Here is a 25,295-nt window from a genome sequence, read left to right on the forward strand (position 1 = left end):
ATGCAAATGCGGCTGTGAGAAGCCCCGTGATGTAGCCAGTGCGCAAGTTAATTTAAACTGGGCGTTAGGTATTCAGGCTGGGAACCAGCCTAAAAAGGCAGCTTAGGCTTTCTTTTTGAAACTCCTTCAAAACGCGCAGCGTTTAGTGGGAGTTGTTCATTTCGTTCTGTAAATTGGTTTTCTGTTGTAGTCAATTCTACCCTGATTTTGCTTTTCGTAATTCCACCAAAGCTTACATTCCTGGTAGTCATCCCAATCTGACATTTCATGAACCTGATCTCTACCGCTATACGGTACTTTAGATAACTGTTTTTTGATATCTGAAATTGTTTTTTGAGTATTGTATTCTTTTTGCTTAATCAATTTAGCGCGGTTTTCTTCATGCATTTCATTCTGCATTTGATAAGTGGATTCATATTGACCAACCAACTTTTCATAGCGTTGAATCTGCACCTTAAACTGAGCTAATGCCCTATAGGTATTGTATTGGAATTCATGCGCCTTACGCATGGTTTCATCAATAAATGCTCTATTGCTAGAACCGATTCTTGAAACCTTATCCAATTCAGCAGAAAAATGACCAAGCTCAGGGTAAGGACCATCATAGTCAGACACTGAACCAAATTCTCGGCTATAACCTACATTTTTGTACGTATCACAGATTGACATATAAAGCTTTACGTCAACATACCCATAGGAATCTTTTTGCAAAGAGACGTTTTGAGTGGAATATGCCATTGCTGGACTAGCTAATAAAGCAGTTAAGATTCCTGGTAGCATTAATTTCTTAAACATTTTTATGCCTTTGATTATTTATTGTTCTTTTAAATGTATGTTAAACCAATTTGTTTGACATGGCAAAGCATATGAATTAGATTTTAGTTGTGAAATTAAATAAGGAATAAAAATATGATTAAAATTAATAGCAATAGCTTAGAAGTCACTGATGCAATCCGTGCTCATGTTGATAAAGTAATCGGTAAGATCAGTGAGCACTTCCATATGGATTCCGCAAACATTTCATACTCTGCCGAAGGAAGTCAGTTCAAAGCAGTGATTGAGTTCCGCAGCGGTAAGCTTCAAGCTACTGGTACTGCAACTGATCACGATCTGTACAAAGCCTTAACTGATTCGGCAAATAAGGTAGAGAGACAACTCAAAGACCAAAAAGAGAAATCTCTATAACAAGAAAACCCAGACAAGAGTCTGGGTTTTTTTATAAATATAAACTTTGTTGTATAGTAATCCACCAATATGTTAATATTTAAATAATAAATAAAAAATAATAAAGGATTGCTTATGAACATTACTGATTTCAGAAAGGCTCATGACCAATTGTTCGATTGCTTATCAAAAAGTGAACAATTAAAAAATCAAAGCATTCGAGATACAATCAATGCACACGCTGACACCTATTCTCAGAGTGGAACCTTTACTGCGAGTGACGTTGTCACACTTTTGAAGAATCAAAATATAAGCAATCCAGACTACATCTCGTACCTGAATAGCTTATCTTCCATTTTGGAGAATGAGCAGTATCCAGAAATATCTGAGAATGTCAAAAAGATCACTGAGCACATGAAAAAGTCTAAGGACATTCCTGAAGATATGGCTTCTGGTGTTCATTATGCCCTTAAAGAAATTGAAGGCTACAAGGGTAATGATTTGAAATTGCATACTGCTTATCTTAAGAAGATGCTTGGCAACAATGAAGACAAGGGGTTTGTAAGCGGCGCATTGCAAACCATAGAGTTCTTTAACAGCACCTATAAGGCTCCCGTAACATCCAGATCTAAAAATATGTCTACGAAGCTTGGTATGCCAAAAAAGTTTGTGGATTTTTTAGGAAAGCATGAAAATTTATTTAACTCCCTCAGTGAAACTGATAGACATATTTTTAAGCCATTTAAAAATAGGTTAAATAATTATATTGAGAAGTTATGCAGAGCTGGTGGAAATATTGAAAATATTTCTGTTTGCGATACAATTACTTCCCTATTGTACCAAAGCCGAAATGATCCAGAATATTCAAGATACTTAAAGCTTGTTGATAATATATTAGAAAACGAGCAATACCCTGAAGTATCTCAAAATAAGCTGCAAATCATCACACACATGAGGGAGTCGTCTAAAATACCTGAAGAGGCAAAAGACGGTGTTCAGTTTGCTTTGGATAAAATAGAGGCATACAAAGGTAACGCATTAAACAAATACATCAGCGTTATGATGATAGATCTCGATGAAATGAAATCCGAAAAATCAAAAGATTTTATTAGCGGAGCAACACAAGCGTTGAAGTTTTTTAATCAACAATTCAAATTCCCGACACAGCAAAAATCGGTATCCATTGAAAATACAATGAGTTAAAAAAGGAGGCATAGCCTCCTTTTCATATTTTATGATGGATTATGCGCTCTTGATAAGAAATTCTTCTTTACTTGCGCCGCTATCAATAGCCTTCTGAATTGGAGCTGGTGTACGACCTTGACCAGTCCAGGTTTTTTCATTGCCTTCTTCGTCTTTGTAAACGTATTTAGGCGGAAGCTCTTTGCGCTTACCCTTTGACACAGCCTTGCCTTTAGCTCTCGCTAAGACATCTTCAGCATCAATTCCATCTTCTAGCATCATCTTAACGATAAGATCAAGTTTTTCAGCTTTTAGAGCTTCTTGCTCAGCTAATTGCTCGTCTTCCTTTTGACGCTCAACTAATAACTCAGCAGCATTCTCTTGAATACGCTCAATTTGCTCAGTACTTAATTCACGCAACGCTGGACGCATTGAACGCAAAGACATTAGCTGCTTAATCTCAATAGTTTCAGACATTGTTTCACCTCGGTATTGTTCGGTAGCACCCTACTGTGAGAATACTAGACCAACACAACTTTCTATGTCAATTAAATAATTAATATTTATTAGTCATTTACACAAATCAGTCATTATTTTTTTCGTCTCATGGCAAGATTGATAGTTTTAGGGTTGATACAAAACCCCATACAATCAACCGCTTAGGTGATTTTATCCTGCGTAGCGTTCTTAACAATAATAAGAACTATGTATTTTGCTGTATATAATCACAGATAAAAGTAAAGTCAATTTTTGTGAGATTGACCTAATTTAATTGATTATATGATCAGCAATTGACAGCATTTCTCGATTTAAATCCCTATGATTTCCAGACTTTTATTGAAGTATTTTGAATTTTTCTGTAGTGTTCTAGAAACAACAATAATGAATCCAACTCATGAAAATCCGAAAAAAGTATAAGAAGAGAAAGATTGTGATGAAAGACAAAGAAGTGATGGTCTATCACTGCCCTTTCAAGGGTTGCCCTGCGAGCAAAGAATGGTTTGGTGATACAAAATCTTTACTCACACACATAGTTGAGACCCACAGTGAAGATGAAATTGAAAAAAGGCTTAGAGTAAAGAAGAAAGCTGTTAAAATAAGCCCTACAAGCGATTCAGACGGCTTTAACGTTCCTCACTCAATTAGCGTATTCGTAAACGATAGACTACTGGAAGAAGTCCATATAGAAGATGTAGGCATCTATGAGACAGAGAACGAAGCTGTCCTATCAAAATGTGAAAGTCTCATAAACCTAAAGAACACCTTCGGACTAACCTTTATTAGTCAAGAGCACCATAGTAGCTCATCAACAACATTACAGTTTAAGAGATAACCCCCGCCTTGAGGGGGCTTTTTTATGCCGCTTCTTTCAAAGAACCCACATTCTTAACATTATTTTTCACATTTATTTTCCATCGTCTTTTTGAAACGGGAATAAGCATGTTATGTTTTGTAAGCTCTCTGATAACCTTAGAAGTAGACTTTTTGAATGTGTTCTCTAGAGACTTTTTACTGACATATTCAGAGTTTTTACAGAAGCAGGTTTCTATGGTTTTTCCTGATTTAAATATAAAAATATCATAGAGAAGCTGATCCCAAATTTTCGAAGTGTAAGACGTGTCTAGGGAAGCATGTGATTCAGAAACTTCATCAAGGAATCGTTGATTTAGAAGTCTGTCGTTGGAGAGTAAATGGACTGTGTCCGAAGGTGTTATATCATGGTCAGAGAGGTGATTCTGCAAGCTTTTGACTAGTAGGTTGTCAGCCTTATCCTTTTCTTGCCGATTAAATATTATAAATTCGATATGGTCGAAAGGGTTCTTGTTCGAAAATATTTCTTTAGGTATTGGAACCTTATTTGAACAACAGATAATCAGTTTTGTTTTTTCGTGCGGTATTTTCCAATATGACAATACCTTACTATTACCAGTGTTTTCTATATCCCAGAAAAGCCAGTGCATACAGCCCCCTATATCAGGATACTAGTTTTGACTCATTGGAATCCCCATAGCTCGTAAGATTTTTGAGTTATGCCCATTTTTTTTGGCATCCTCTATTATTGCGAGCAAAATGTCATCCAGGCTTCTATTCTCCGCCACAAAACTATGTAACCTAAACTTATCAATTTTTTGATTTTTGTTATTAATCAGCGTATTTCTAAAGCTGCTATCTCCATCTTGACAGCTTAAGAACAAAGGAATGTTATTTTGGAAACAAACGAGAGCAATCCTTTCAATTAAAGGATGTATGTCATCAACATATACTTGTTCAATATCTTTACTTTCATTCATCATAAAATTCCTTTATTCCATATTAACATTAATTAAATTATAAAAAAACATTCTTCACATTAACATTGTATGAATTATCAAACATTGTTAAGAAATCTCTTGAAGAAGGGCTGACAAGCACAAAACCATCACCATCGTTCTGAATAAACTTTCTCAGTGTTTCTTCAGATAGCTGTAGGATTGTTGACTCTAGTAAGTCACCCGTTGAAATTGCCTTAGAAATATCACACAACGTCCCATACTCACCATTTGAGTAAATCATCTGCATGATATCTTCACCATTACTAATCTTGTAAAGACTCAAGCAATCTGACGGATCGAAAGCTGGGTTCATTTTCGCCAAATCAATCAATGTATACTTCCAATACTGTGATAGCTGCTCTTTAATATGGTCAATATTGATAGTGTCTTTAGTTTTTGATAAGTCTACAGTCTCGTTAGACATCATATTGGTAAAAAGCTTAAGCCTCATTGGAGTGGAGTCCATTAATGTAGCCGCATCTGTACCGCTATTAACAAACCTTGCAGCGTATGAAGCTGCAACTCTAGACTTCCACGCGCTCAAAGAGTCACTATTAGGCTCTTGATATATCATAGTTGTGGCACTTAGATACCTAAATACATCATTAAAACTATTCACTTTGTCTCTAGTGAACATATAAAATGCACCTAACATAACGGAGTTAGATTTAGATACGTGTGATGGGTATTCTGATGACAATAATGAAAATGATGATCTTGATAGAACTTCAAGCGCATAGGCATTCTTATACGAAACACCCAAGTTCTTAGCTTTACTCTCTACGTCATTTCCAACATAGACAATATCAACACCCTGATATGACTTAAAACCCCCATTTCCAACCCTTTCAAGAAGAGATTTTACATCTGGCGTTTCAATCATCTCATACCCTTTTCCATTGGTATCTTTATCGATTTTAATCTTCAGAGATAAATAGTAAGCCTTACTAAACAACTCAATTACACGATCTCTAGAATCTGAATCAAATGAGATAATATATCTATCTTTAAAATACGGATGATGTGAAATTCCAGGCTCACCAATTTTAGAAAATATCCGCTCATCAAAGTCTGATATCAAATCATTGCTTTTGATTTCTATAGCCTTACCGTAAGAAAAACCATTAGATGTAAGGTCTCCAGCCACTGCATGGCTGGAGACACTTAGAATAGAAAGTATTGACAGTGCTATTAATTTCTTAATATTCATATCCGATTTTTTCATAAACTTTTTTAATTTCGTTTATTATACCTAATTCACTGAGTTTGAATAGGTATTTCATTGCCAACTGCTTAAGTTCCTTTTCAGTTGTTGTGTTGTCAAGCACATACACGTACCCACTGTAAATAGACAAACGCGCTTTATCATTTGGGTGCTTGTACATTACGTAACACAATTTCCCGATTACTTTACCAGCTTTAGTAATCGTTATAGGTAACTTGCTGCAATTCCTTATCCAATTGACATTGTTTGCCCTATTTATTCCATAACCATCATGAAGATCCTTATAGAAATCGTAGTGATCAGAGAATGTATTGACAATGTCGAATCTGATACCATCAATTGTAAGTGAATCTATCAATAAATTTTTTCTTATATGAGATTGATTCAAAATTGATTTGATATCCGATTTAAATCTTTCTACCGATCTTAAAGCACTTTCTTGACTTATAAATGATCCCTCAATATCTATGTAAGGCTTATTGAGATATTCCCTGTTATTTCTATACAACTTGTACAATTGTTCATTTTCTTCAATAAACTTGATTAAAGAACCATATACATTTTGATGATATTTACTCTGTATTGACTCTAGCTTAGACCAAAACTCTGGGTAATATGATACTTTATTGTACTGTTTAGAGTTTAGAAGTCCTTTTTCAATTTTAACATCCTTAAGTGCAATAAGGTCTTTAATAACCTCCGCATGTCTTGGCTGCCTAACAAGTGCTTTCTCAGCTTGTTTTTTCGTAAAGTTAACAGGGATCAGTACATTCTTATTGCTAGAATAATAGTGATTTATGATATTTACCGCATGTTCTTTAAGAATGGCTGCGTAACCGATAACCTTACATTTAAGTCTCTTTTCGAGCAATTCTCTATGAACACCAGATGTAATATAGTCGGGTAATTCTAATGTTGTTGTTAAATCATATAAAGTTTGCTTATCTTTTTCTTCGGAGCTACTTCTCGGAGAATACTTAAATTCTTGCAAATGATAACCTGGCATCAAATGCTTAATAGAACCATATTTCTCTAAGTAAACTTTACCCATTTTTGGGATTTTATATTCCATTACATTGCAAGAAAATGTATTGTTTCTCAATAGGGATACCAACTCAAGCTCTGACTCTAAAACATTTTCTCTAAAGGATTTATTATTGAGAAGAAGCGCCATATTCAATGCACCAAGCGTTCTTTCTTCGTCAAAATTCAATCTAAGCTCATTCTGTTTTTTAATTAGTCGTATAAGAGTATGGCTCGGTCTGGTTGCATTTGTAACTTCAAGCTTTAGCGAGTTTAAAAACATGAGAAACTGTGGCGTAAAGTAAATTTTCTTGGTCGTTAAACACACACCTACTTGAGTACAATTAATATCAAATCCTTTGAGGATGCTTGAAAAATTTCCACTAGGTGATTGCACTATAACTGAGTTAATTAACCCTTTTCTAAACACATCACAGATGCGGTATGTGTCATTAGATGTGGTGTTATGGTACGAAAAATACCCGTTAACTATATCAATATTTCTGGTGTGAGTTTTTTCAAGACATTTAAGGGTATCAGCATAGTCTTCAACATCAGTTTCCATATCACCTAGTCGAGAGAAATAATTCTGAATTAAATCTTGACTCTTATTTTCAAAAATAGACTTGTCTTCTGAAGACTTGAAAACCTGCAAGTTTTTTCTATCTAAAGATAAACCGTTCACTATCTGAAATGAGTTGAATTTTTTCTGCGAATAAGAGTTAGAAAACTTTTTAACAATGTGAAATATATCAATATCATTCAGAACTATTTCTTTTGATAATCCTTTTAGATACATCAAAACACCACAAACTGCCTGACCAGCTACAAATCCATGTTTTGGTAGTTCACAACTAAAGTTCTGTTCGATGAATTTAATTATTTTCTCACCATCATTATTGTAAATATTAATCATATTGCTAATTCCTCTAATTCATATACTTCATTATTATTATTTGATTCGAAATCATCAGAGTCTGGAACTTCTTCAATCTGCTTGTATTCACTATGAGTGATTAAGCTGATGTACCATACTGCTTCATCACTAAGCTCATAGGTATCTATATAGTAATAATCCGAATTCGGATTAAACATAGTTTCTCCAAGACCTTGAAGAGCTTCCCCTTTTGTTTCGTAGTTTGGGAAGAAGAGGAAATCGGTCTCACTCTCTTCGCCCAACCTGCCAAGCTCATAAGGATCAATATCAGTAATGTTTGGGTCTAGTGAAAATAGTAAGTTCCATGTTTTATCATCTACTTGATAAAAAATGAAAATTGCAAATTCATCGCTCTTAATCGTTTCAACATAATCTTCGCTGATGTGCTCTATCTGCATTTTTATTCTCTTTATTATTGGTTCGCGGACGGTTTATTGTTTTTTTATTATTTATTAACGACTTTTGTATGAATATCAGGCTCAAAAGTCTGCTGTTCAGTTCCATGTCATAGTTACATAGTGTATCATTAGTTTGTTTAATAAAAAATAATTAGGAGTCAAAAATGAAGCAACCTTTGCTTTTTATCAATGTGACAAGGCAGTGTAATATTAACTGCCCTAGATGCTACCTCACAATTGAGCAGAGAACACGTAAGGAATGTATACCTTTCGAATACATAGACAAAGCACTTTCTGATCCGTTTTTTCTAGGGGATGATATCGAGCCTATCATTGCTTGGGAAGGTGGCGAGCTTACTTTAGTTGGTCAACATGTACTTCGCGACTATATGCAGAGGGTAAGAGATAAATTCCCTAAGGTTAGACAAACAATGGTTACTAATGCCTACAACACTCCTAATTGGCTTATTGACCTATGTCGCGAGTATATGGATAACCATTTCGAAGTAACATATTCAATGGGTCATAAATACACGCTTGATGGCTCAAGCGAGAAATATCAAGAACGGTTTCTTCGCTCTATTCAAAAGGCAAGAAAGGCTGGCATGTCTGTGACTGTGAACGTCGAATTGAACAAAGAAACCTTTGAGGCTGGTGCTGGCGCTCTAGTCGAAATTATGAGGAAAAGTGATGCGAAAATTTGGGAATTCGACGCATCTGTACAATTTGATAAGTTTTTAGAAAGTCCTCTTTACAACCATATGATGTACCCCGTACTTCCACTTTCAATCAATTACGATCAATTCTCTAGCTACTTGATTGAACTTGTTGATAAGTACGGTCATGAGCTTCAAGAAATGGGTATTCAATCAAGTATTTTATGGCATTCACAGACCCAGGCTAAATCTCAGTTCTTCAATGTTAAGAACTCGGACATGATGTTTACCTTAAATCCAGATGGGACTGTTGTAACAGACGTTCTCTGGTGTGATATGGGCGCAATGATCTTAGGGAACATTAAAGACCAAAAAATTAGTAATTTTATGGATCACCCTATTAGAAGAAAACATAGCCGATGGGAAAATAAACTTCGCTGTAAATCATGTGTAAACTGTGAATACTACCATTCATGTCAAGGTGGACCATCACACGTACCAGTTTACGATGGTGTGACAAATGAATGTGCAGGCGCGAAGAAGCTTTATCAGTTTATGGAAAAGTACAAAGGACCATATGATTCTGAAAACCAAATGTTTGATCCTGTGAAATAAAAAAAACCTGAGCAATGCTCAGGTTTTTTATTGATAATTTCTGCGTTATGCAGGATTATTCAAAGCTTCATTGAAGAAATTAGACTGGCGGTATCTTACTCGGAATGATCGTCCAACATGAACTTTTTCACCTGTTTTAGGGTTACGACCTACACGTTCATCATACTCACGAACTGACATGCTACCAACACCGCGAATTTCCAATCTTTCACCGTTCTTAAGACCATCTTTGAGCACATTAAAGATCGTATCAACACCGTGACGAACTTTGTTTTTTGGCATATCTGGAAGTTTACTTACTATATTTTCAGTTAATTGTGATCTGTTCATTTTCTTAATCCTTATTAGAATATTTATCTTTTAATATTATAGACTTAGGTTTTATTTTCATTTTTTACAATGTTATTACTTGCGCCCTATTCGAGTCAAGCAACTTTTCAACACTTTTTCTAGTTAAAATACTATCAATTAAGGATTTTTGGAAGATCTTAGCCTGCTCTTTCACCTTCTCTTCGATCTCAAGCTCTTCTTCATCAACAATAAAAACAAACCTGCCCTCAATCGGGTCATATTTCATAACTGTTTTACCATCAGAGAGAGTCAACTTTTCGCTTTTTGACTCAACAATAATCGAAGGATCTTCTACAGGATTATCTTCGTAAAATGCTCTCACTTCGATTGGGCTATTCCCTGTTACAAACATGTCAACTACCCACAAACGATCTGTAAGATTGAATTTACGATTGTCGTCAATATCAACAATATATTTACCTGATGAATCAATCAATAAAGAGGAGAAAGAACCACTTGAAATTTTCTCAGCGTTAGCTGAGTTATCAAATATTAAGTCATAACAAACCGTTACCAGCTCATCTTTATCTTTCTTTGCAAGCTCAGACTCATAAGCTTCCCTATTAGCTTCATCTGAAATATCCCCTGACTGAATCCAGGATTCAACTATTGCCTTAGATAACTTATCCAAACTAAAAGTGTTATACAAAGTGCTATACACTTCGCTCATCACATACTCTTGTAGGCTTTCTATTTCATTCATTGTCTTTACTTTCAAATTAATTTATTTCATATTATTTTATGCTATTGATAGTAAAATTCAAATTACTTTAACTGTTACATTGTCACTGCCTTTAATGGCATAAAAAAAACCACCCATTGGTTATATATAGTAACTTAAAGGGTGGCTTTTTGGTTATCTAGTACAAGTGAATTTCCGAGATTCGTCCATTCATTGATACGGCTTCATCGAAATATGGTGAGTTTGACACATCTATTGAGTGGAAGCGGTTCTTGCTATCCTCCGCCAATATTTTGTCAACCAAACCAATTAGCACCGAACTCTTATCGATCATAGACAAGATATGTTTCACCATTGCTGGGTTTTGACAAGCCGCTCCATCATGCACAACGCCTTTACTATGTAGCAAGTGCGCTAGAACCTTAACCACAACAGATGGTTGCAGTTGCATTGCTGGATGATCAGACTCAGTATGTTCTGATCGTTTGGCTTCAAACAAAGATGATGATGCCATATCTGTTATGACTCTACAGATATCTGGTGATAGTCCCAACTCTCTTCCGAACGTGACATTAAGAATATCTGAATCGACACCAAACAAGCTTCTAATGATGCTTGCAATGTGCTGATGTTGATTGACACTCATATAGTCTGTAAATCGGTTGAAATCTGAAAACTCCAAACAAGAGAACAAAGCCAAGTCACTGAAGTTATATAGGCGAGATGCTAAACGCATTTCGTCTAAATAGTCATCAGATAGACCAGTAAATGAATCACAATCCGACATCATCTCAATAATGGCGTACAAATAATGAACCATTTTTTCGTGCCTAGTTGTAAAGAACGCCTGCTCATTACAATCAATAACACTAGCCTGACTCATCCATAGAAGCATTTCATTTAACTCTTCAAGACTAAAACATCGTGATAGACGAGAAGGTGTTAAAGGTTCTCTGACAGCCTCTAGCTTAGAGCCACCCTTGATTTGGCTAAATTTCACCGCATTACAGTAAAATGTAATAGATTTTTCACACAAAGATTGAATATCGTCTTGAGAAAAATCACTATCAATCAAGATCTCTAGCTCATCTTTGACTCCAGCAGTGATCGGCAAGATATCATATGTCTTGTCAGAAAACTTGAAGCCACTTTCATTAATAAGACACCTACGCTTCTTAAATGTACCAGAAACCAAGCTGCTTTCATGATTAAGTGATGAGGTGATATCGCCTTTTAGGTAATCGCCAAAGTAGCACTTAAGCTTATCTGGAGAGCACCATAAAGTATCTATACCAGGCTTACTGAAGTTATTATCCCGTAAATTCACCATATCCTCCTGAAACACAGAAAGATCAATGATTGTTTGACAACCTTCAGGGTTTAAAATCGGATAAGCCCTAGAAACAGAATAAGCGTAACAATGGTTTGTTATCCTGTAATCCGCCGATAATGATAATTCGCCAACTAACTCCTTGACTTTTTCAAGTGAAACCAACCTTTGCATCGGAATGAGGATCTGATAGTGCCGACCGCTCTTTCCCGTGAGAAACACTGCGTGGAGAGCATTATTTGGTCTTGGGATAACACTGTATCCAACACCTGCGTAAGACTCTGTCGCAGATTTATTTATTGCTAATTTTTGCACATCAACCTCTAATGAACCTGATATGGTTTATTTTCGATTTTATAATCGAAGCGCATTTTATATTAATTAGTCACTTAGGTCAAAGTTTTCTCTTACAAATTGTCGGGAATTATCCGACACACATCACGGAATTGTCTAGTGAGATGCAACATTTTGCATAAAAAAGCTATGTAAGTGATTGTATATCTGAAAAATTCTATTTATCTGTACGAATTATCTGATATTTGCAGGATGATATCACAGCGAGTGTTGTTCTCGAAGTCTCAATATTAGTTTTCACATTATCCCAAAAAGCGTCCGTGTCAGCTAATGAGTCAATAGAGTTGATAAGGTCGTCAATATATTGGCTTAAACTCGATAAGTCTTTTGTTTTATATAGGCTATCGTGGTTAATCGTTTGCTTTTCCGTAATTGACACATGCCTTGATACCCACTCATCGAGAAACTCACTTCTGCTTTTCTTACCCAGCTCTAACAAGAAATTATTGGATTCATGAATGTATGAGTAATAGCAGATATGCGCCAGCGCAAGCTGAATATTATTGCATATTCCCTTCAACTCAAGCAGTAATAAGCCACTTTTAATTTTATAGTGGCAGCTTTTTGCAATAACAATTGAGTTTTTAATGTACTTACAAATATCACCTTCATCAAAGGGGGCATCATCAATATATTTATTATTGATTTTACTAATTGTGTCGCGGTACATCGTTGAAGTTTCTGAAAGCCCTCTAAACTCTTTAATCAGCCTAGCTTTATACCTAACCATTAACCTATTATAAAATTTCTCAGAAAGTCGCTCCTTCTCTTTCCTTAGCCCGTTTACTCTTGAGTTTTCAAACTCTTTTTCTATCCAGTAACTTGCTGTATTGAGAACTTGTTCACAAAATTTAATATCATCCAAACCTTCTAAATAGGCAGCTAAATCGCTTTTTGTGTTTTTTAATCTATAAAGCATCGTTTTCTTAATGATGACCTTATCATTATCGGTGATACCACCAACACCAAGACCGAGTATAAACCCAATCTTCATCATATTATCATCGATTAAGCTTTCAATTCTTTTACTGTTCACAGGAGGGTGCGCTATTTAATATTTATTACAACGGTTTAAAAAACATGATATCTTATAGGTTGCACTCTATCAACAGCAAAAAAAATAAAGAGAAAAGAAATGAATGGAGCAGAATTTTTAAGTAATTTAGAACAAATAAATAGACCTGTAAAATCCATTAAAAAGATTCGAAAGGCATTATTAAATCTGAAAGAAATTGATCTTATTGACACTCCTGTAATGACATCCATTGAGAGAGACGATCTCATTCTGAAAGGGAAAATCTTAGCTGGAACAAAATACAGCTACAATATCCTATCTGGTGTTAAACCTATCCATACTCTTGGTTTTCTAAGCGCGATAGTAATTGGAGCACCTACTCTTGCACTGACTAGCTCAGTCATAATTTCTAGCGTTTTAACATCAGGTGTTTTTTATTCATCATTCAAAATGAGAAAGAAATGGATAAGAGAAAGAATAGAACTCCTTTCTGAGCGAAAGGAATTTAAAAACGAAATAAATATCATAGCCGAAGGCATAAAGTATCTTGAAAGCTTAGAATTGACTTATAATCTAGGCTCAATTAAGCAGACCACATTCAAAATCCTTCATACTACTGATGAAATCTCTGCTGGAGAGATTATAACTCTTGTTGATGAGTTGGAAAAAGCATTCATTTTTAATGAAGAAATCGGTTTCTTAAGAGAACAAGCATTTGATGAATGCTATGTTCCACTCAACTACAGATCAGATGATGAGAATCTAAGTAAATTAGACTTCCTCACTATTGATCCAAACTACAAAACTGTCAAACAAGAAGCAGAAGAGGTTCAATCAGAATTTGAGCAGCTAATAGACAGACCGTTCAAAGAACGTGATGTTGACGCTGTGAGGTTATCTAAGACACTTGCAGAAGCTAAGAAGGAAACACCTTTAGTTAAACATAAGTCTGAGCCAGACACAGAACATTCTCAATCAAATAACGATAGCCACGAGGGGGTTTCTAAGGCTTCTGTTATTGCTACTGGTGTGGCTACAGGTATCGCGATAACAGATAGTATTTCCGATAAGAGCGAAGAAACAGTTGATAATGATTCTGAAGCTGATAGCACACCATCTATTGATACTGATAGAAAAGAAGAGAATCAAGATTCTGGAAGTGATGAACTAAATGCAAATGATCTAAATACTGAGATTCCTCAGTATGATTTGGATAAAGCTGCAAAAGCTGAAGACGAGTCTTCAGCCATAGAACAAAGTTCTGTCTCTGAACAGAGTCTCTCTGAATTACTTTCTTCTGACGAAGATGAGGAAGATGACGAAAGTAATCTGGGTGATGATTTTGGTGATATTGAGGATGAACTTGATTTTGATTTACACGCTTCTGCTAGCGCACCTGATATAGAAATTGATGATGATTCAGATGATGGTCTATCCGAAGATGAGTTAGGTTCATTATTAAATGGTTTTGAAGACTAATCTATAAGCGGCTAATTGAGCCGCTTTTCTATTACCTTACTATTCATTAAAAGACTTGTTTTAAGAATGCTCAAACTATTGTTTAATTTGGGCATTTTTATTGACTTTGCACTATAATACTGATAGCTTATTCTCTGATTATTTGAGGAAGCTTGATGAACATCACTATTAATGCTGACAATTCTTTGCGTCTATGTCCTATAAGAACCACTGAGAAAGATATCGATGACATGAAGAATAGAGTAGCTTCCTATGTAAGAGTTGGAATAGATCCAAGACATATTATTAATGGCTATTTAAGTAAAGAAGATATAGACAGTCAACACAAGGTACTTCAATTGCTAGTGTCCCTTGCTCTATATGAACAGGTAATAAGTATGAGCGACTTAAATAATGATGTATCTCTATTTGTTAATCCACTAACCCTGGACATAAACAAATACAATCCAGACCAGGATTTGGTAGTAAATGTTATAAAGTCATCTGGAGAAAAGCTCGATTTTTCATTCAAAACAGATGAGTTTGTAAGATTTGCTATTGATTCAATGGGTTTGTCTGACAGCGACTTAGTCCCAGAAGATCTTCCAGCTAATTCCATTCTTTTTCATTCTGTATCTGTTGTAGCTAGAAACAACTCGCAGATGTTTGGTGAACAGATATCTGATGGAAAAGTTTCAGTCCTTCTATCTGAATGTAGACCAATGCTAATAAGCAATAGCTCTACTGTATGCAGCCTTCATACAGCAAGCACCCCAAGATTACCACATTAAAAAAACCGCACAGATAAACTGTAGCGGTTTAACATATTCATCAAAGATGCAAGCGTATCTTGCATCTTTTTTATTTGTAAAACTGTAGCTCGACTCTACGGTTACATGCTTTACCCTGACTGGTTTCATTATCGCAAATAGGTTGGCTTTCTCCAGCACCCTCAACCTTAATTCGACTGTAACCGACTCCATGAGATGCAATGTACCTAGCTACCTCATCAGCACGTTCCTGGCTTAGCTTTTGATTATGATCTTCTTTACCTGATGCATCTGCATGACCAGTTACTGAAAGCTTAACATCGCCAAACTCTTTCATTACTTTAGCCACACTTCGCAGTGTTGGTTTGGCTTCATAACTTAACTCCTTAGAGTCAACTCCAAAAGCTAAGTCACTCTCCATCACTAGAGTTAATTTATCTTCTTCTTTTGAAACCTGCACACCAGTTCCGACAAGTTCTGATCTCAGGGCTTCAGCTTCAGCATCAAGGTTTACACCTTCAATTCCAGCAACGATAGCTCCGCCAATACAACCAATAGCTGTGCCTCCACCAGGAGCAACTACAGTACCAGCAAGTCCACCAGCGGCACAGCCCATGACAGATGATGATGACTGACTAGTAGGAACCTCATCACCAGTATATGGTTCTTCACGCGTTAACTGACACCCTGAAAGCGCCATGAGACCTGTAGCAATTAAAGCTAGCTTCATACCATTTTTCATTATAAACTCGATTTATTTTTATTTATTTAAATAAATATACAATGAATAAAATACTGAAACAAGACATATGAATAAGAATTTGAGTTTTTTTATTATTTGACATATAATTACCTTCTTTTTAACGGAGAATTTTATGTCTTGTTGTAATTTACTTCAGGTTTCGCCAAACTCTTTATCAGGGCAGTTCTTCGGCAATATTGATTACATATCTTTCGATTTTAAGTCGATAATTCACTCTCTTTCGAATCCTCAGTGGTTTAGACCCACAAGTTCAAAACCAAGTAATGATGCTATCTTAAGTCACTCAAAGCTATTATCCAAACGATTGCTATCATCCACTTTTAATATCATGGTGATTGATTTCAATAACTTTGACACTCTCGAAAAAATAAAAGCTGATTCTCTTTATCATTCAATACATAACTTTGCAGAACTACACAATATAAGTGTTGTATTTGCTGTCAACACATATAAAGTTCACATGCAAGGACTCAACGGGATTTTTGACCTTTGGGGGTTTGACGAGATTGTAGCCAATATGTTCATAAAAGACATGAACTCCAAACCTATCGGTTTAGAGTTCGAGACTTACAGGATTAATCATTTAACATCAATTTAGAATTATCTGAAAATAGCCTATACAGCTATCCTTATGTCTTTCTTTATCTTCTATGAATGAGTTTATGTATCGCTCTGGCGGTATAGAAACGAATTTAACATTGCGATCCTGGATGTTGAAGCTAAGCGTTTTATCCATACCGCTGTCTATGAACGACTTGACACATAGTGATAAAAATTCATTCACATTACGGGGGTTTTCAAACGGTACGTAAAGTATTTCAAAGCCTAGAAGACTCTCTATGCCATCGCTATAGTAAGCAATTAGTTCGCCATCTTCTTCAGATGTTTTTGTGCAGAGATACCTATTTAGATATTCTTCTATCAGTGATGCCGTAATCTTTTTTTGAGAAAACATGAAAAACCCTTAGTAATACAACTAAGGGTATGTTATATCAGTGAAAGCGACAGTGCAAAGATTACCTTACTTTAAGGTTTCTCTTCTGCTCCATATCCTGCGATTTCTTTTTCAGACTTTCTCGCTTATCGTAATTATTTTTGCCTTTAGCCAAAGCAAACTCGACCTTAACCTTTCCATTTTTCCAATAAACAGAAGTCAGTACGCATGTCATACCCTGCTTGTTGATATCGCCTACAATTTTGGCAATTTCTTTTCTGTTAAGCAGTAGTTTTTTGATTCTTAACGGATCTGCTTTAACGTGCGTACTAGCCATAGACAGTGGTTCAATGCGAAGATTGCTTACAAACATCTCCCCGCCTTTTTCGAAAACATAGCTTTCCGTAACATTAATTTTCCCTTCACGTAAAGCTTTGACTTCCCACCCTTCTAGGCAAACACCTGCTTCAAATCGATCCTTCAGGTGATATTCAAAAGAAGCCTTTCTATTCTTTGCAATCGCTTTCATTATTAACCTTTTTTCATAAAAATCTTTCAGTATTGATAGCTATGTTACTATGTGGTACATTCCCGTTCTTTTAAGTAATTCTCAATAACAGATACTATCGTGAATCGCATAATCTTATATGTAAACATAGCTTTAACTATGGTTGCTACTATAGCCATAAGCCAAGTTTTTTTAAATTCTATTTTAAATGAAGAGTCAATTGTTGACTCTGAGCTATACTATATCTCTAATAAGATAAATACAATACCTTATGAGGAAAAACATAAAGAAATTCAAGCGATTCTTGAAAGCAGCATACTTTCAAAAAGTGGGTATTATCTCGAATTCCGTGAAAAGGATACCCCATTAATCAGAATCAACCCTGATAAACTACCTGCACAATCAAGCAGTAGCTTTAAGAACTTTATAGACAAGATTTTCGGAAGAAACCTATCAAAGTCATATCGAGTAAGTCAGCAAGCAACAATCTATGTAAATGGTAAGTTATTAGATATTACATTCTCTAAATTTTTCCTAAGCAGTACTCAACTACCATTCTTATTGATTGCAGTCTGGTACGCAATATTTTCCATTTACTCCGCGATTGCTTACCGAGATGCAGTCAATTATATCCATAATGCTAAAAACTCTCTTATCAAAGGCTTACCTATCAGGACATCTAGAAGACATGTTTCATATAACATATTCAACGAGATAGAAGCATTTATTGATGAGATTAAAAATAAACATCAATGTAACATTGATTACATAAAACTGTCATCAAAGAATGAAATCATCAATCTCCATAATCAAAATGATGAAATTAATAATCAGCTTGATCATATGATCCTAGAAGCGTCTTCCCTTGCTTCTTCTCAAAAGAAACTCATCAACAATCTAATGATGATGACTGAAGAGCTAAAGGGAAGAACTACTGATAAGGACAGCACCCTAACTATTATACAGATGGAGCGTATGCTTAACTCATTGATGAATAACAATAATAATTTTATCGATGCTCACGACATTTTAAGGAAGAAATTTGAGCCAATTGCTCAAGACTTTTTCTACCTTAGTGATGAATGTTGTATCAGCATTAATACGATTGCAGATTTGAACAACATTGATATTTTCTATGTTGAGCAAACTGACATTCCTACTGAATTATTCATTAATAGCGCCATATTCAGAGATACACTACTTGAAATGGTTGAGCACGAGGCTTCAAGCTCGTTTACTAAATCAATTAATGTGTCAGTGAGTTATATTGACAGCCAGGACAGTCACTTGCTCATTGAGGTAAACACATGCTTCAATGGAACTGGTCTGGTTTCGTACACAAGAAACCATCAACCCAGCTTTTCAAACCTACAGAAAAGCTTAAAAGCCATTGGAGGCAATCTTAAGTGCAAGTTCATCACAGACCATAATCAGAATAATTTAACTGTTGAGATACCAGCAATTCAAACAGGTAATGAAAGCTCATTGTATAAATCAACCCTGCTAAAGCTTTCTGATAAACAGACAAACATCTTGGTGATCGACACCAATCCGTCTACCACCTTTATTCTTACATCTAAGCTTCGTAAGCTTCTGTTCAACTACAAGAAGGTATCATCCATTCAACGCGCAAAAGAGCTGAATCAAGAGTTCGATGTAGCGTTTGTTATTGATGCACAAAATAATCAGAGCCTTATCTCTCAATCAAGAGAAATTGCTAGCCTGATCGTTGGCATCGAAAACACTTACTCACAATCAAAGCTTGATGAGATCCAGCGGAGAACGGACATTGATGTCGCACTCCCGTTAAACATTCCTTACGGAAGGCTTACAAACTGCCTAATGAAATGTGCAGAATATTGCTGCACAACAATCAAGAATAAGAGGGTTCTAAATGAATTCATCGCTACTGAGAGCTTATTGCATAAGCTCTCTTCAGATAACAACAGCTTTCAAGTAACAGGTAAACCAGCATTCGCACTTAGCAATAGCGTAGTAGAATCAGTTAAAGCTAGGCAGAGTGTTGTTAGTGGCAAGCATGTGCTTGTTTACTCTCGTGACAGTGAGGATATGGGACAAATGTCTCAAGTTTTGTCCTCAATGGGAGCAACTTGCACTAGCACAACCAGCTATAATGAACTATACTCCTTCGCAATAAGTAGTGACGTGGATTGCATTTTTATCTGCTTACACTCACCACTGAAAGAAGAGTATGATGTTATTTATAAGCTTAAAAGAACACTGAGTGGGGAAAAGCCCTCGTTTTATCTCTTAGGTGCTCAAATTCCGAGCATACAAGATGTTGAGTTTTTGAATATTTTTAGATCCATATTGATCTATCCTATCACTCAGGATAAGGTTACAAAGGCGCTAAGCCAATAAATTCTCAGAGGTTAAATCAACCTCTACAAGATGAGAGAAAAGTCATGCTAAGAGTAGTTGGAGATAATGCTAGTTACGAACAACACTGTTCTAACTATGAAAACTCTCCTTACATGATCCTTTTGAGTAGTGAAGCCTTAGAACAAGTAAAATCGGTTCAGCTACTACCTCTTAATGGCACTTTTGAATTCAATGCATTAGTGCGAATCAGCAACGACTATCGCTGGCATTGGATTACAGACCATATATCAGATATTGATTTTATAACCGAATCAATTTCTCAAATGATAGACAGACATTTATCTCTATTCCCTGAGGATGAAGAAGTGTTCATCGATTGGAAGCGAGAGTTAAAAAATACAGATAGAATTGAAACTAATGGCATATCATTAATGTACGAAGAATTACACTAATAAAAATCCAGCACTCAGATGCTGGATTTTTTAATATTACCTTGCTGTTAATTTTGTTTTTTGTAATACTCTCTTTGTTATTAACTAATAAAAAACAAAGATATTTATGAAAAAGACTATTATTTGTATGGCATTAGCCGCATCAGCAATGTCAGGTTCAACCCTGGCAAACCAAAACAAACCAGCAAATCCATTTATTGATCTAAATACTGATATTGTCGATATTTATCAAGACTATATCCAAGCAAGCTACAATGTAAGTGAGTCTCAAAATGGATTTTCTGTAAAAGCCAGCAAAAGCCTGAATCGATTTATGTTTGTCGATCTAGGCTTGAACTACATTGATCCAAAAGAAGAAGTAATGGCTAACAGCTATGGAAAATCTATCGAAGTTGGTTTTGGTCTTAACTACCCACTTCCCATACCTGTAGATGTTATGGTCGCGGATCTGTACGTTAGAGGCTTTGGTCACTACTTAGATTCTGGCAATTACAGCTACAAAAATGTAAATATTGATGATATCAACAGAAGTTTAATTAGCAGTAATTCATACGGCGCAGTTGCGGGTCTTAAATCTAACTTCGGTAGTGATAGCTTATACCTAAATCTTTATGGTGGATTTGAGGTGAACAGCTTTACAGATAAAGTTGACTTTAAAGACAAAGACAACAAAGTAATTAATGATATTGATGATGAAACACTCCCAATTTACGGTGCAGAGCTTGAGTTTTTGATTGGCAAGAAAACATCATTAATCTTTGGTGGCGAGCATCGTCTAGATGAAAACGCTCTAAAAACATCACTAAGATACAGCTTCTAACTAAAAAGGTGCTTCATAGCACCTTTTATACTTTTAAGCCTACTGACAAGAGAGCTTCTTACTAAAACCGACTTATCAAGGTTTTGATTTCTGATTCAAGCTTGAAGTTGAGTAATGTATGCATACTTCTACATGCTCTATCTTTCATTTCATCAATATTTACCATTTCGTAAAAGTCTGCCTCAGGAACTTCATACTTTAGCTCATCAATGAATGTGCTTCTACACTTCAACTCTTTCACATCAAGAGAATCCACTTTTAGCATGTAAAGGTACAGATCTTTAAACTTATTGTAAAAAAACCAGCCGATCTCAATAAGATCTTCTTCTTTTACTACCAAGCCCGTTTCTTCTTCCAGCTCGCGTACCGCCGTTTCTTTGGTAGTCTCGCCAGGATTTTGCGTACCTTTAGGGATATCCCAGTGATCTTGACCCGTCACATGCTGCATTAACACTAAATTGTTACTATCAACAACTATAACACCGCATGACAGCTTCTTTTTTTCTATCATATAGCTCTCAATCCTTTATTTATTATTCGATTTAGTGAACCGACTCTTTATTATTCATCAAAACACCTAAAAAATAAAGACATCTATATAAAATTGTTAACAGTATTTCATTCAAAAATAAAAAAGGCGCGACAAACTGCCGCGCCTTTAATTAAAGCATTTCTCGTGCAATCTTGCTTGCCATAGGCTTTTCAAACTTACCTGGATACTGTTGAGAAAGCTGCTTCATAGCATCCCCAATCGTTTCAAACTGGAGTTCTGACATTACCTTCCTTAGCTCGTCTTCACCCATCACATCAGGCAATAGAGTCTCTAAAAAGGCAATTTCCGCTCTAAGATTTGCACACTCTTTGTTTTCTAGCAGATCTTTATTAGCTGAAATTGTTTTATTGATACTATCAAAGATAGCAGCGTCAGAAGGCTCTGCTCCAGCGGATCCCCCTACTAAGCCATCTTTAGTATTTGCCATGCTTAGCACGTATGGGATCAAGCGTTTTGCAACACTGTCTTTTTCCTTGAGCGCTCTTACTTTTTCATTTCTTAATCTTTGATACATGTTCATTTTATTGACTCCTTTTGTATTTAACGTATCATAAATCAATTCCAATTGAATTCAAAATAAAAATTAAGTATTTATGAAAAATCCAATACCTTTATTAAAAAAAGTTTCAACCATAATCAGTTACAATCTAGATTTTTTCAAAATGCTAGGTAACTACATACTTTCAGCATGTTTAATTATCTATGCTGCAAGCCTATGGCCTGTAATGGACGAACTACTAACCCTAAGCGAAAAAAGCTTAAAAGCAGGTGTAATTTCCACGTCCACCCTTACAATTCTTATTTTGTGTTCAACTTTATTTTTGAATTTTATACTAAGACTCGTTGGTCTGTTACAACATGGCTTAGCGGGAATTACGGCTGTTAAAATCTCTGTTGAGATTATGCTAATGTTATCTGTAATTTCGTTCGCTAGTCGCGATTCGGTCTCAGTCATAATTGACCAACCAGAAAATCAGGCAATTATTTTATTCCTATTAATTGTGTTTTGTTATCTGTTCAACCCTTTAAGACTATTCGAAAGAACAAGCTCAGATATGCAAATTGCAACTGCTGTAAAATACGTAAAATCATTCGATGACTCTCAATCCCGTCTTATCGCTTATCATGAGTGCGGTCATCTTATCGCCTATCTTGATGCTCTTGGAGATCAAGAAGACAATGGGCTTAATATTTACACATCAAAAGAAAGAGGTTGTGTTTACACTCCTAATAACCATCTATTGACATATGAGCAACATATCTACCTTTTCCTTGCTGGGTACGCAGCAGAATTGCTATACATGCCTTCTCTCGCTAACAACTGGCAGACATTTAGACAATCCTCTGACTATCAAAATGCTGCTAGACTAATTTATGCTATTAAAGGCACAGAAGAACCTCTGCATGATGATGAATTTGATTTGTATATGAAGCACACAATTGAGATTTTAGTCAGAAATAAACTATTATTTGAGAAGTTTTTTGATGAGGTTTTAAGCAAAAAAATACTATTTAGTAATGAAATTTACGAAATAAAAAGGGGCTTTGCCCCTCAATAACAACTTTTTCTCTTTTGCTTTGTCTTTATGGTGCCTCGAAGTGGAGTTGAACCACTGACGCAAAGATCTTCAATCTTCCGCTCTACCAACTGAGCTATCGAGGCATAATTGGAAGCGAGAGGGGGAATCGAACCCCCGACCTCCAGGATATGAACCTGGCAAGCTAACCTCTGCTCTATCTCGCAAACTGGTGGAGGCGAAGGGAATCGAACCCTCGACAACTGACTTGCAAAGCCAGCACTCTACCTACTGAGTTACACCCCCAAAAATGGAGCCTAGAGACGGTTTCGAACCCCCGACCTGCTCGTTACTAATGAGCTGCTCTACCAACTGAGCTATCTAGGCATGGTTCCCCTTGCTGGACTTGAACCAGCGACCTCACCCTTATCAGGGGTGTGCTCTAACCTACTGAGCTAAAGAGGAATTATTTCTGAAGCACTCTCGTAAAAGCACTTTAGAAATGGCACTGCCAGCGAGGATCGAACTCGCGTTACAAGCTTGAAAGGCTTGTGTCCTAACCAACTAGACGATGACAGCGCAATGGTGTGTCGGGCAGGAATCGAACCTGCGACCTACGGGTTAAAAGCCCGTTGCTCTAACCTACTGAGCTAACGACACAAAATGGCGGGTGATCCAGGAGTCGAACCTGGCACCTGTTGGTTAACAGCCAACTGCTCTAACCAGATGAGCTAATCACCCAAATTTGGTTCCGCCTGCTGGACTCGAACCAGCGACCTTACCCTTATCAGGGGTATGCTCTAACCAACTGAGCTAAGGCAGAATTGTAATGGCGGAGATGACGGGGATTGAACCCGCGACCTCTTGCGTGACAGGCAAGCGTCATAACCACTAGACTACATCTCCAAATGTGGAGCACTGTGGCAGATTTGAACTGCCGAATAATGGATTTGCAATCCACCCTCTTAACCGCTTGAGTAACAGTGCATGGTGCATCCTACTGGTCTCGAACCAGTGACCTCTTCTTTGTAAGAGAAGCGCTCTCCCAACTGAGCTAAGGACGCAAAATATGGTGCCTCGAAGTGGAATTGAACCACTGACGCGAAGATCTTCAATCTTCCGCTCTACCAACTGAGCTACCGAGACAAATTGGATGCGAGAGAGGGAATCGAACCCCCGACCTCCAGGATATGAACCTGGCAAGCTAACCGCTGCTCTATCTCGCAAAATGGTGGAGATGGAGAGAATTGAACTCCCGACATGCAGCCTATGAAACCGCCGCTCTAACCAACTGAGCTACATCTCCAAAATATGGAGCCTAGAGGCGGATTTGAACCCCCGACCTGCTCATTACAAGTGAGCTGCTCTACCAACTGAGCTATCTAGGCATGGTTCCCCTTGCTGGACTCGAACCAGCGACCACATGATTAAAAGTCACATGCTCTAACCAACTGAGCTAAAGAGGAATTATTTCCGAAGTGCTCTCGTAAAAGCACTTGAGAAATGGCGGGTGATCCAGGATTCGAACCTAGCACCTGTTGGTTAACAGCCAACTGCTCTAACCAGATGAGCTAATCACCCAAATTTGGTTCCGCCTGCTGGACTCGAACCAGCGACCTTACCCTTATCAGGGGTATGCTCTAACCAACTGAGCTAAGGCAGAATTGTAATGGCGGAGATGACGGGGATTGAACCCGCGACCTCTTGCGTGACAGGCAAGCGTCATAACCACTAGACTACATCTCCAAATGTGGAGCACTGTGGCAGATTTAAACTGCCGAATAATGGATTTGCAATCCACCCTCTTAACCGCTTGAGTAACAGTGCATGGTGCCTCAGAGTGGATTTGAACCACCGACGCGAAGATCTTCAATCTTCCGCTCTACCAACTGAGCTACCGAGACAAATTGGATGCGAGAGAGGGAATCGAACC

The 25,295-nt window shown here is 36.6% G+C and carries 26 protein-coding genes and 22 tRNA genes; 10 read left to right on the plus strand and 38 right to left on the minus strand.

What is annotated here, in order from left to right; genetic code table 11:
• Window positions 1-156: 156 nt before the first annotated feature.
• The gene (locus R7Q39_RS23285) at window positions 157-795 is read right to left on the minus strand and encodes a hypothetical protein (RefSeq protein WP_318076921.1); all 639 of its coding nucleotides are present in this window, start codon (window positions 793-795) and stop codon (window positions 157-159) included.
• 114 nt (window positions 796-909) lie between these two features.
• Between R7Q39_RS23285 and hpf the strand changes: the two genes are divergently transcribed.
• On the plus strand, window positions 910-1,185 hold the full coding sequence (gene hpf / locus R7Q39_RS23290) for a ribosome hibernation-promoting factor, HPF/YfiA family (RefSeq protein WP_020331409.1): 276 nt from the start codon (window positions 910-912) through the stop codon (window positions 1,183-1,185).
• A gap of 114 nt (window positions 1,186-1,299) precedes the next feature.
• Window positions 1,300-2,367 (plus strand): hypothetical protein, encoded by a 1,068-nt coding sequence (locus tag R7Q39_RS23295; RefSeq protein ID WP_258636256.1) that lies wholly within the window; start codon window positions 1,300-1,302, stop codon window positions 2,365-2,367.
• Between the two features lie 39 nt (window positions 2,368-2,406).
• Here R7Q39_RS23295 and R7Q39_RS23300 read toward each other — a convergent pair whose 3' ends face one another.
• Entirely contained in the window at window positions 2,407-2,823 is a 417-nt protein-coding gene (locus R7Q39_RS23300; protein ID WP_318076922.1) for an H-NS family nucleoid-associated regulatory protein, read from the minus strand.
• Between the two features lie 457 nt (window positions 2,824-3,280).
• On the opposite strand from R7Q39_RS23300, the gene R7Q39_RS23305 reads away from it, so the two are divergent.
• Window positions 3,281-3,679 (plus strand): hypothetical protein, encoded by a 399-nt coding sequence (locus tag R7Q39_RS23305; protein WP_133297320.1) that lies wholly within the window; start codon window positions 3,281-3,283, stop codon window positions 3,677-3,679.
• Window positions 3,680-3,701: 22 nt separating this feature from the next.
• On the opposite strand, the gene R7Q39_RS23310 is transcribed toward R7Q39_RS23305, so the two are convergent.
• Genes R7Q39_RS23310 through R7Q39_RS23330 form a run of 5 tightly spaced genes read right to left on the minus strand, consistent with a single transcriptional unit; the run spans window position 3,702 to window position 8,241 of the window.
• Window positions 3,702-4,307 (minus strand): hypothetical protein, encoded by a 606-nt coding sequence (locus R7Q39_RS23310; protein ID WP_085762428.1) that lies wholly within the window; start codon window positions 4,305-4,307, stop codon window positions 3,702-3,704.
• A gap of 21 nt (window positions 4,308-4,328) precedes the next feature.
• On the minus strand, window positions 4,329-4,640 hold the full coding sequence (locus R7Q39_RS23315; protein WP_141193274.1) for a hypothetical protein: 312 nt from the start codon (window positions 4,638-4,640) through the stop codon (window positions 4,329-4,331).
• Window positions 4,641-4,674: 34 nt separating this feature from the next.
• Window positions 4,675-5,883: a hypothetical protein gene (locus tag R7Q39_RS23320; protein WP_318076923.1), complete on the minus strand. Its 1,209-nt coding sequence runs from the start codon at window positions 5,881-5,883 to the stop codon at window positions 4,675-4,677.
• Window positions 5,858-7,822, minus strand: coding sequence for a hypothetical protein (locus R7Q39_RS23325; RefSeq protein WP_318076924.1), 1,965 nt, complete (start codon window positions 7,820-7,822; stop codon window positions 5,858-5,860). Before R7Q39_RS23325 ends, R7Q39_RS23320 begins: the two co-directional genes overlap by 26 nt.
• Entirely contained in the window at window positions 7,819-8,241 is a 423-nt protein-coding gene (locus R7Q39_RS23330) for a hypothetical protein (protein WP_038129101.1), read from the minus strand. Before R7Q39_RS23330 ends, R7Q39_RS23325 begins: the two co-directional genes overlap by 4 nt.
• Window positions 8,242-8,405: 164 nt before the next feature.
• Here R7Q39_RS23330 and R7Q39_RS23335 point away from each other — a divergent pair, with 164 nt between their 5' ends.
• Complete coding sequence (locus R7Q39_RS23335; protein ID WP_318076925.1) at window positions 8,406-9,512, plus strand: radical SAM protein; 1,107 nt, start codon at window positions 8,406-8,408, stop codon at window positions 9,510-9,512.
• 45 nt (window positions 9,513-9,557) lie between these two features.
• Here the strand turns inward: R7Q39_RS23335 and R7Q39_RS23340 are convergent, their stop codons facing one another.
• From R7Q39_RS23340 to R7Q39_RS23355, 4 genes are all read right to left on the minus strand, one after another.
• Window positions 9,558-9,842: an HU family DNA-binding protein gene (locus R7Q39_RS23340; RefSeq protein WP_085762432.1), complete on the minus strand. Its 285-nt coding sequence runs from the start codon at window positions 9,840-9,842 to the stop codon at window positions 9,558-9,560.
• Window positions 9,843-9,906: 64 nt separating this feature from the next.
• Window positions 9,907-10,566, minus strand: a complete 660-nt coding sequence (locus R7Q39_RS23345) for a hypothetical protein (RefSeq protein ID WP_085762433.1) — start codon at window positions 10,564-10,566, stop codon at window positions 9,907-9,909.
• Window positions 10,567-10,723: 157 nt separating this feature from the next.
• Window positions 10,724-12,190 (minus strand): hypothetical protein, encoded by a 1,467-nt coding sequence (locus tag R7Q39_RS23350; RefSeq protein ID WP_318076926.1) that lies wholly within the window; start codon window positions 12,188-12,190, stop codon window positions 10,724-10,726.
• A gap of 196 nt (window positions 12,191-12,386) precedes the next feature.
• The gene (locus tag R7Q39_RS23355; RefSeq protein WP_318076927.1) at window positions 12,387-13,265 is read right to left on the minus strand and encodes a hypothetical protein; all 879 of its coding nucleotides are present in this window, start codon (window positions 13,263-13,265) and stop codon (window positions 12,387-12,389) included.
• Window positions 13,266-13,364: 99 nt separating this feature from the next.
• Between R7Q39_RS23355 and R7Q39_RS23360 the strand changes: the two genes are divergently transcribed.
• Both R7Q39_RS23360 and R7Q39_RS23365 read left to right on the plus strand, forming a co-directional pair.
• Window positions 13,365-14,723, plus strand: coding sequence for a hypothetical protein (locus tag R7Q39_RS23360; RefSeq protein ID WP_318076928.1), 1,359 nt, complete (start codon window positions 13,365-13,367; stop codon window positions 14,721-14,723).
• Between the two features lie 155 nt (window positions 14,724-14,878).
• Window positions 14,879-15,493, plus strand: a complete 615-nt coding sequence (locus tag R7Q39_RS23365; protein ID WP_085762437.1) for a hypothetical protein — start codon at window positions 14,879-14,881, stop codon at window positions 15,491-15,493.
• A 70-nt stretch (window positions 15,494-15,563) separates the two neighbouring features.
• On the opposite strand, the gene R7Q39_RS23370 is transcribed toward R7Q39_RS23365, so the two are convergent.
• The 3 genes from R7Q39_RS23370 to smpB form a co-directional block, all read right to left on the minus strand.
• Window positions 15,564-16,202: an OmpA family protein gene (locus tag R7Q39_RS23370; RefSeq protein WP_273981542.1), complete on the minus strand. Its 639-nt coding sequence runs from the start codon at window positions 16,200-16,202 to the stop codon at window positions 15,564-15,566.
• Between the two features lie 622 nt (window positions 16,203-16,824).
• Complete coding sequence (locus R7Q39_RS23375) at window positions 16,825-17,190, minus strand: hypothetical protein (protein WP_258636268.1); 366 nt, start codon at window positions 17,188-17,190, stop codon at window positions 16,825-16,827.
• Between the two features lie 61 nt (window positions 17,191-17,251).
• Complete coding sequence (smpB, locus tag R7Q39_RS23380) at window positions 17,252-17,698, minus strand: SsrA-binding protein SmpB (RefSeq protein ID WP_020331422.1); 447 nt, start codon at window positions 17,696-17,698, stop codon at window positions 17,252-17,254.
• A gap of 99 nt (window positions 17,699-17,797) precedes the next feature.
• On the opposite strand from smpB, the gene R7Q39_RS23385 reads away from it, so the two are divergent.
• The 3 genes from R7Q39_RS23385 (at window position 17,798) to R7Q39_RS23395 (ending at window position 21,292) form a co-directional block, all read left to right on the plus strand.
• Window positions 17,798-20,059, plus strand: a complete 2,262-nt coding sequence (locus R7Q39_RS23385) for a hypothetical protein (protein ID WP_318076929.1) — start codon at window positions 17,798-17,800, stop codon at window positions 20,057-20,059.
• 44 nt (window positions 20,060-20,103) lie between these two features.
• Window positions 20,104-20,472, plus strand: a complete 369-nt coding sequence (locus R7Q39_RS23390) for a hypothetical protein (RefSeq protein WP_045593054.1) — start codon at window positions 20,104-20,106, stop codon at window positions 20,470-20,472.
• Window positions 20,473-20,578: 106 nt separating this feature from the next.
• Complete coding sequence (locus R7Q39_RS23395; protein ID WP_318076930.1) at window positions 20,579-21,292, plus strand: hypothetical protein; 714 nt, start codon at window positions 20,579-20,581, stop codon at window positions 21,290-21,292.
• Window positions 21,293-21,353: 61 nt separating this feature from the next.
• Here the strand turns inward: R7Q39_RS23395 and R7Q39_RS23400 are convergent, their stop codons facing one another.
• Both R7Q39_RS23400 and R7Q39_RS23405 read right to left on the minus strand, forming a co-directional pair.
• Window positions 21,354-21,803, minus strand: a complete 450-nt coding sequence (locus R7Q39_RS23400; protein ID WP_045593056.1) for an NUDIX domain-containing protein — start codon at window positions 21,801-21,803, stop codon at window positions 21,354-21,356.
• Between the two features lie 151 nt (window positions 21,804-21,954).
• Window positions 21,955-22,365, minus strand: coding sequence for a GatB/YqeY domain-containing protein (locus R7Q39_RS23405; RefSeq protein ID WP_052697538.1), 411 nt, complete (start codon window positions 22,363-22,365; stop codon window positions 21,955-21,957).
• Window positions 22,366-22,438: 73 nt separating this feature from the next.
• Here R7Q39_RS23405 and R7Q39_RS23410 point away from each other — a divergent pair, with 73 nt between their 5' ends.
• Window positions 22,439-23,404 carry a hypothetical protein gene (locus tag R7Q39_RS23410; RefSeq protein ID WP_318076931.1) on the plus strand — a complete coding sequence of 322 codons (966 nt, stop codon included), beginning with the start codon at window positions 22,439-22,441 and terminating at the stop codon, window positions 23,402-23,404.
• Between the two features lie 28 nt (window positions 23,405-23,432).
• Here R7Q39_RS23410 and R7Q39_RS23415 read toward each other — a convergent pair.
• From R7Q39_RS23415 to R7Q39_RS23520, 22 genes are all read right to left on the minus strand, one after another.
• Window positions 23,433-23,508: transfer RNA gene (locus R7Q39_RS23415), tRNA-Phe, on the minus strand.
• A 5-nt stretch (window positions 23,509-23,513) separates the two neighbouring features.
• Window positions 23,514-23,589, minus strand: a tRNA-Met gene (locus R7Q39_RS23420).
• A gap of 3 nt (window positions 23,590-23,592) precedes the next feature.
• Window positions 23,593-23,668: transfer RNA gene (locus tag R7Q39_RS23425), tRNA-Ala, on the minus strand.
• Window positions 23,669-23,673: 5 nt separating this feature from the next.
• Window positions 23,674-23,749 (minus strand) — tRNA-Thr (locus tag R7Q39_RS23430).
• A 1-nt stretch (window position 23,750) separates the two neighbouring features.
• Window positions 23,751-23,827 (minus strand) — tRNA-Ile (locus R7Q39_RS23435).
• 38 nt (window positions 23,828-23,865) lie between these two features.
• Window positions 23,866-23,941 (minus strand) — tRNA-Glu (locus R7Q39_RS23440).
• A gap of 4 nt (window positions 23,942-23,945) precedes the next feature.
• Window positions 23,946-24,022: transfer RNA gene (locus R7Q39_RS23445), tRNA-Lys, on the minus strand.
• Window positions 24,023-24,026: 4 nt separating this feature from the next.
• Window positions 24,027-24,103, minus strand: a tRNA-Asn gene (locus R7Q39_RS23450).
• A 5-nt stretch (window positions 24,104-24,108) separates the two neighbouring features.
• Window positions 24,109-24,185, minus strand: a tRNA-Ile gene (locus R7Q39_RS23455).
• Between the two features lie 7 nt (window positions 24,186-24,192).
• A tRNA-Asp gene (locus tag R7Q39_RS23460) sits at window positions 24,193-24,268 on the minus strand.
• A gap of 5 nt (window positions 24,269-24,273) precedes the next feature.
• Window positions 24,274-24,349 (minus strand) — tRNA-Cys (locus R7Q39_RS23465).
• 1 nt (window position 24,350) lies between these two features.
• A tRNA-Val gene (locus R7Q39_RS23470) sits at window positions 24,351-24,426 on the minus strand.
• 6 nt (window positions 24,427-24,432) lie between these two features.
• A tRNA-Phe gene (locus R7Q39_RS23475) sits at window positions 24,433-24,508 on the minus strand.
• Between the two features lie 4 nt (window positions 24,509-24,512).
• A tRNA-Met gene (locus R7Q39_RS23480) sits at window positions 24,513-24,588 on the minus strand.
• 3 nt (window positions 24,589-24,591) lie between these two features.
• Window positions 24,592-24,668 (minus strand) — tRNA-Met (locus tag R7Q39_RS23485).
• A gap of 6 nt (window positions 24,669-24,674) precedes the next feature.
• Window positions 24,675-24,750, minus strand: a tRNA-Thr gene (locus R7Q39_RS23490).
• Between the two features lies 1 nt (window position 24,751).
• A tRNA-Lys gene (locus R7Q39_RS23495) sits at window positions 24,752-24,828 on the minus strand.
• A gap of 38 nt (window positions 24,829-24,866) precedes the next feature.
• Window positions 24,867-24,943, minus strand: a tRNA-Asn gene (locus R7Q39_RS23500).
• 5 nt (window positions 24,944-24,948) lie between these two features.
• Window positions 24,949-25,025 (minus strand) — tRNA-Ile (locus R7Q39_RS23505).
• A 7-nt stretch (window positions 25,026-25,032) separates the two neighbouring features.
• Window positions 25,033-25,108 (minus strand) — tRNA-Asp (locus R7Q39_RS23510).
• A 5-nt stretch (window positions 25,109-25,113) separates the two neighbouring features.
• Window positions 25,114-25,189: transfer RNA gene (locus R7Q39_RS23515), tRNA-Cys, on the minus strand.
• Between the two features lies 1 nt (window position 25,190).
• Window positions 25,191-25,266, minus strand: a tRNA-Phe gene (locus tag R7Q39_RS23520).
• Window positions 25,267-25,295 lie beyond the last annotated feature (29 nt).

This window comes from Vibrio sp. 947, from assembly GCF_033339115.1.
Lineage (GTDB): Bacteria > Pseudomonadota > Gammaproteobacteria > Enterobacterales > Vibrionaceae > Vibrio > Vibrio alginolyticus.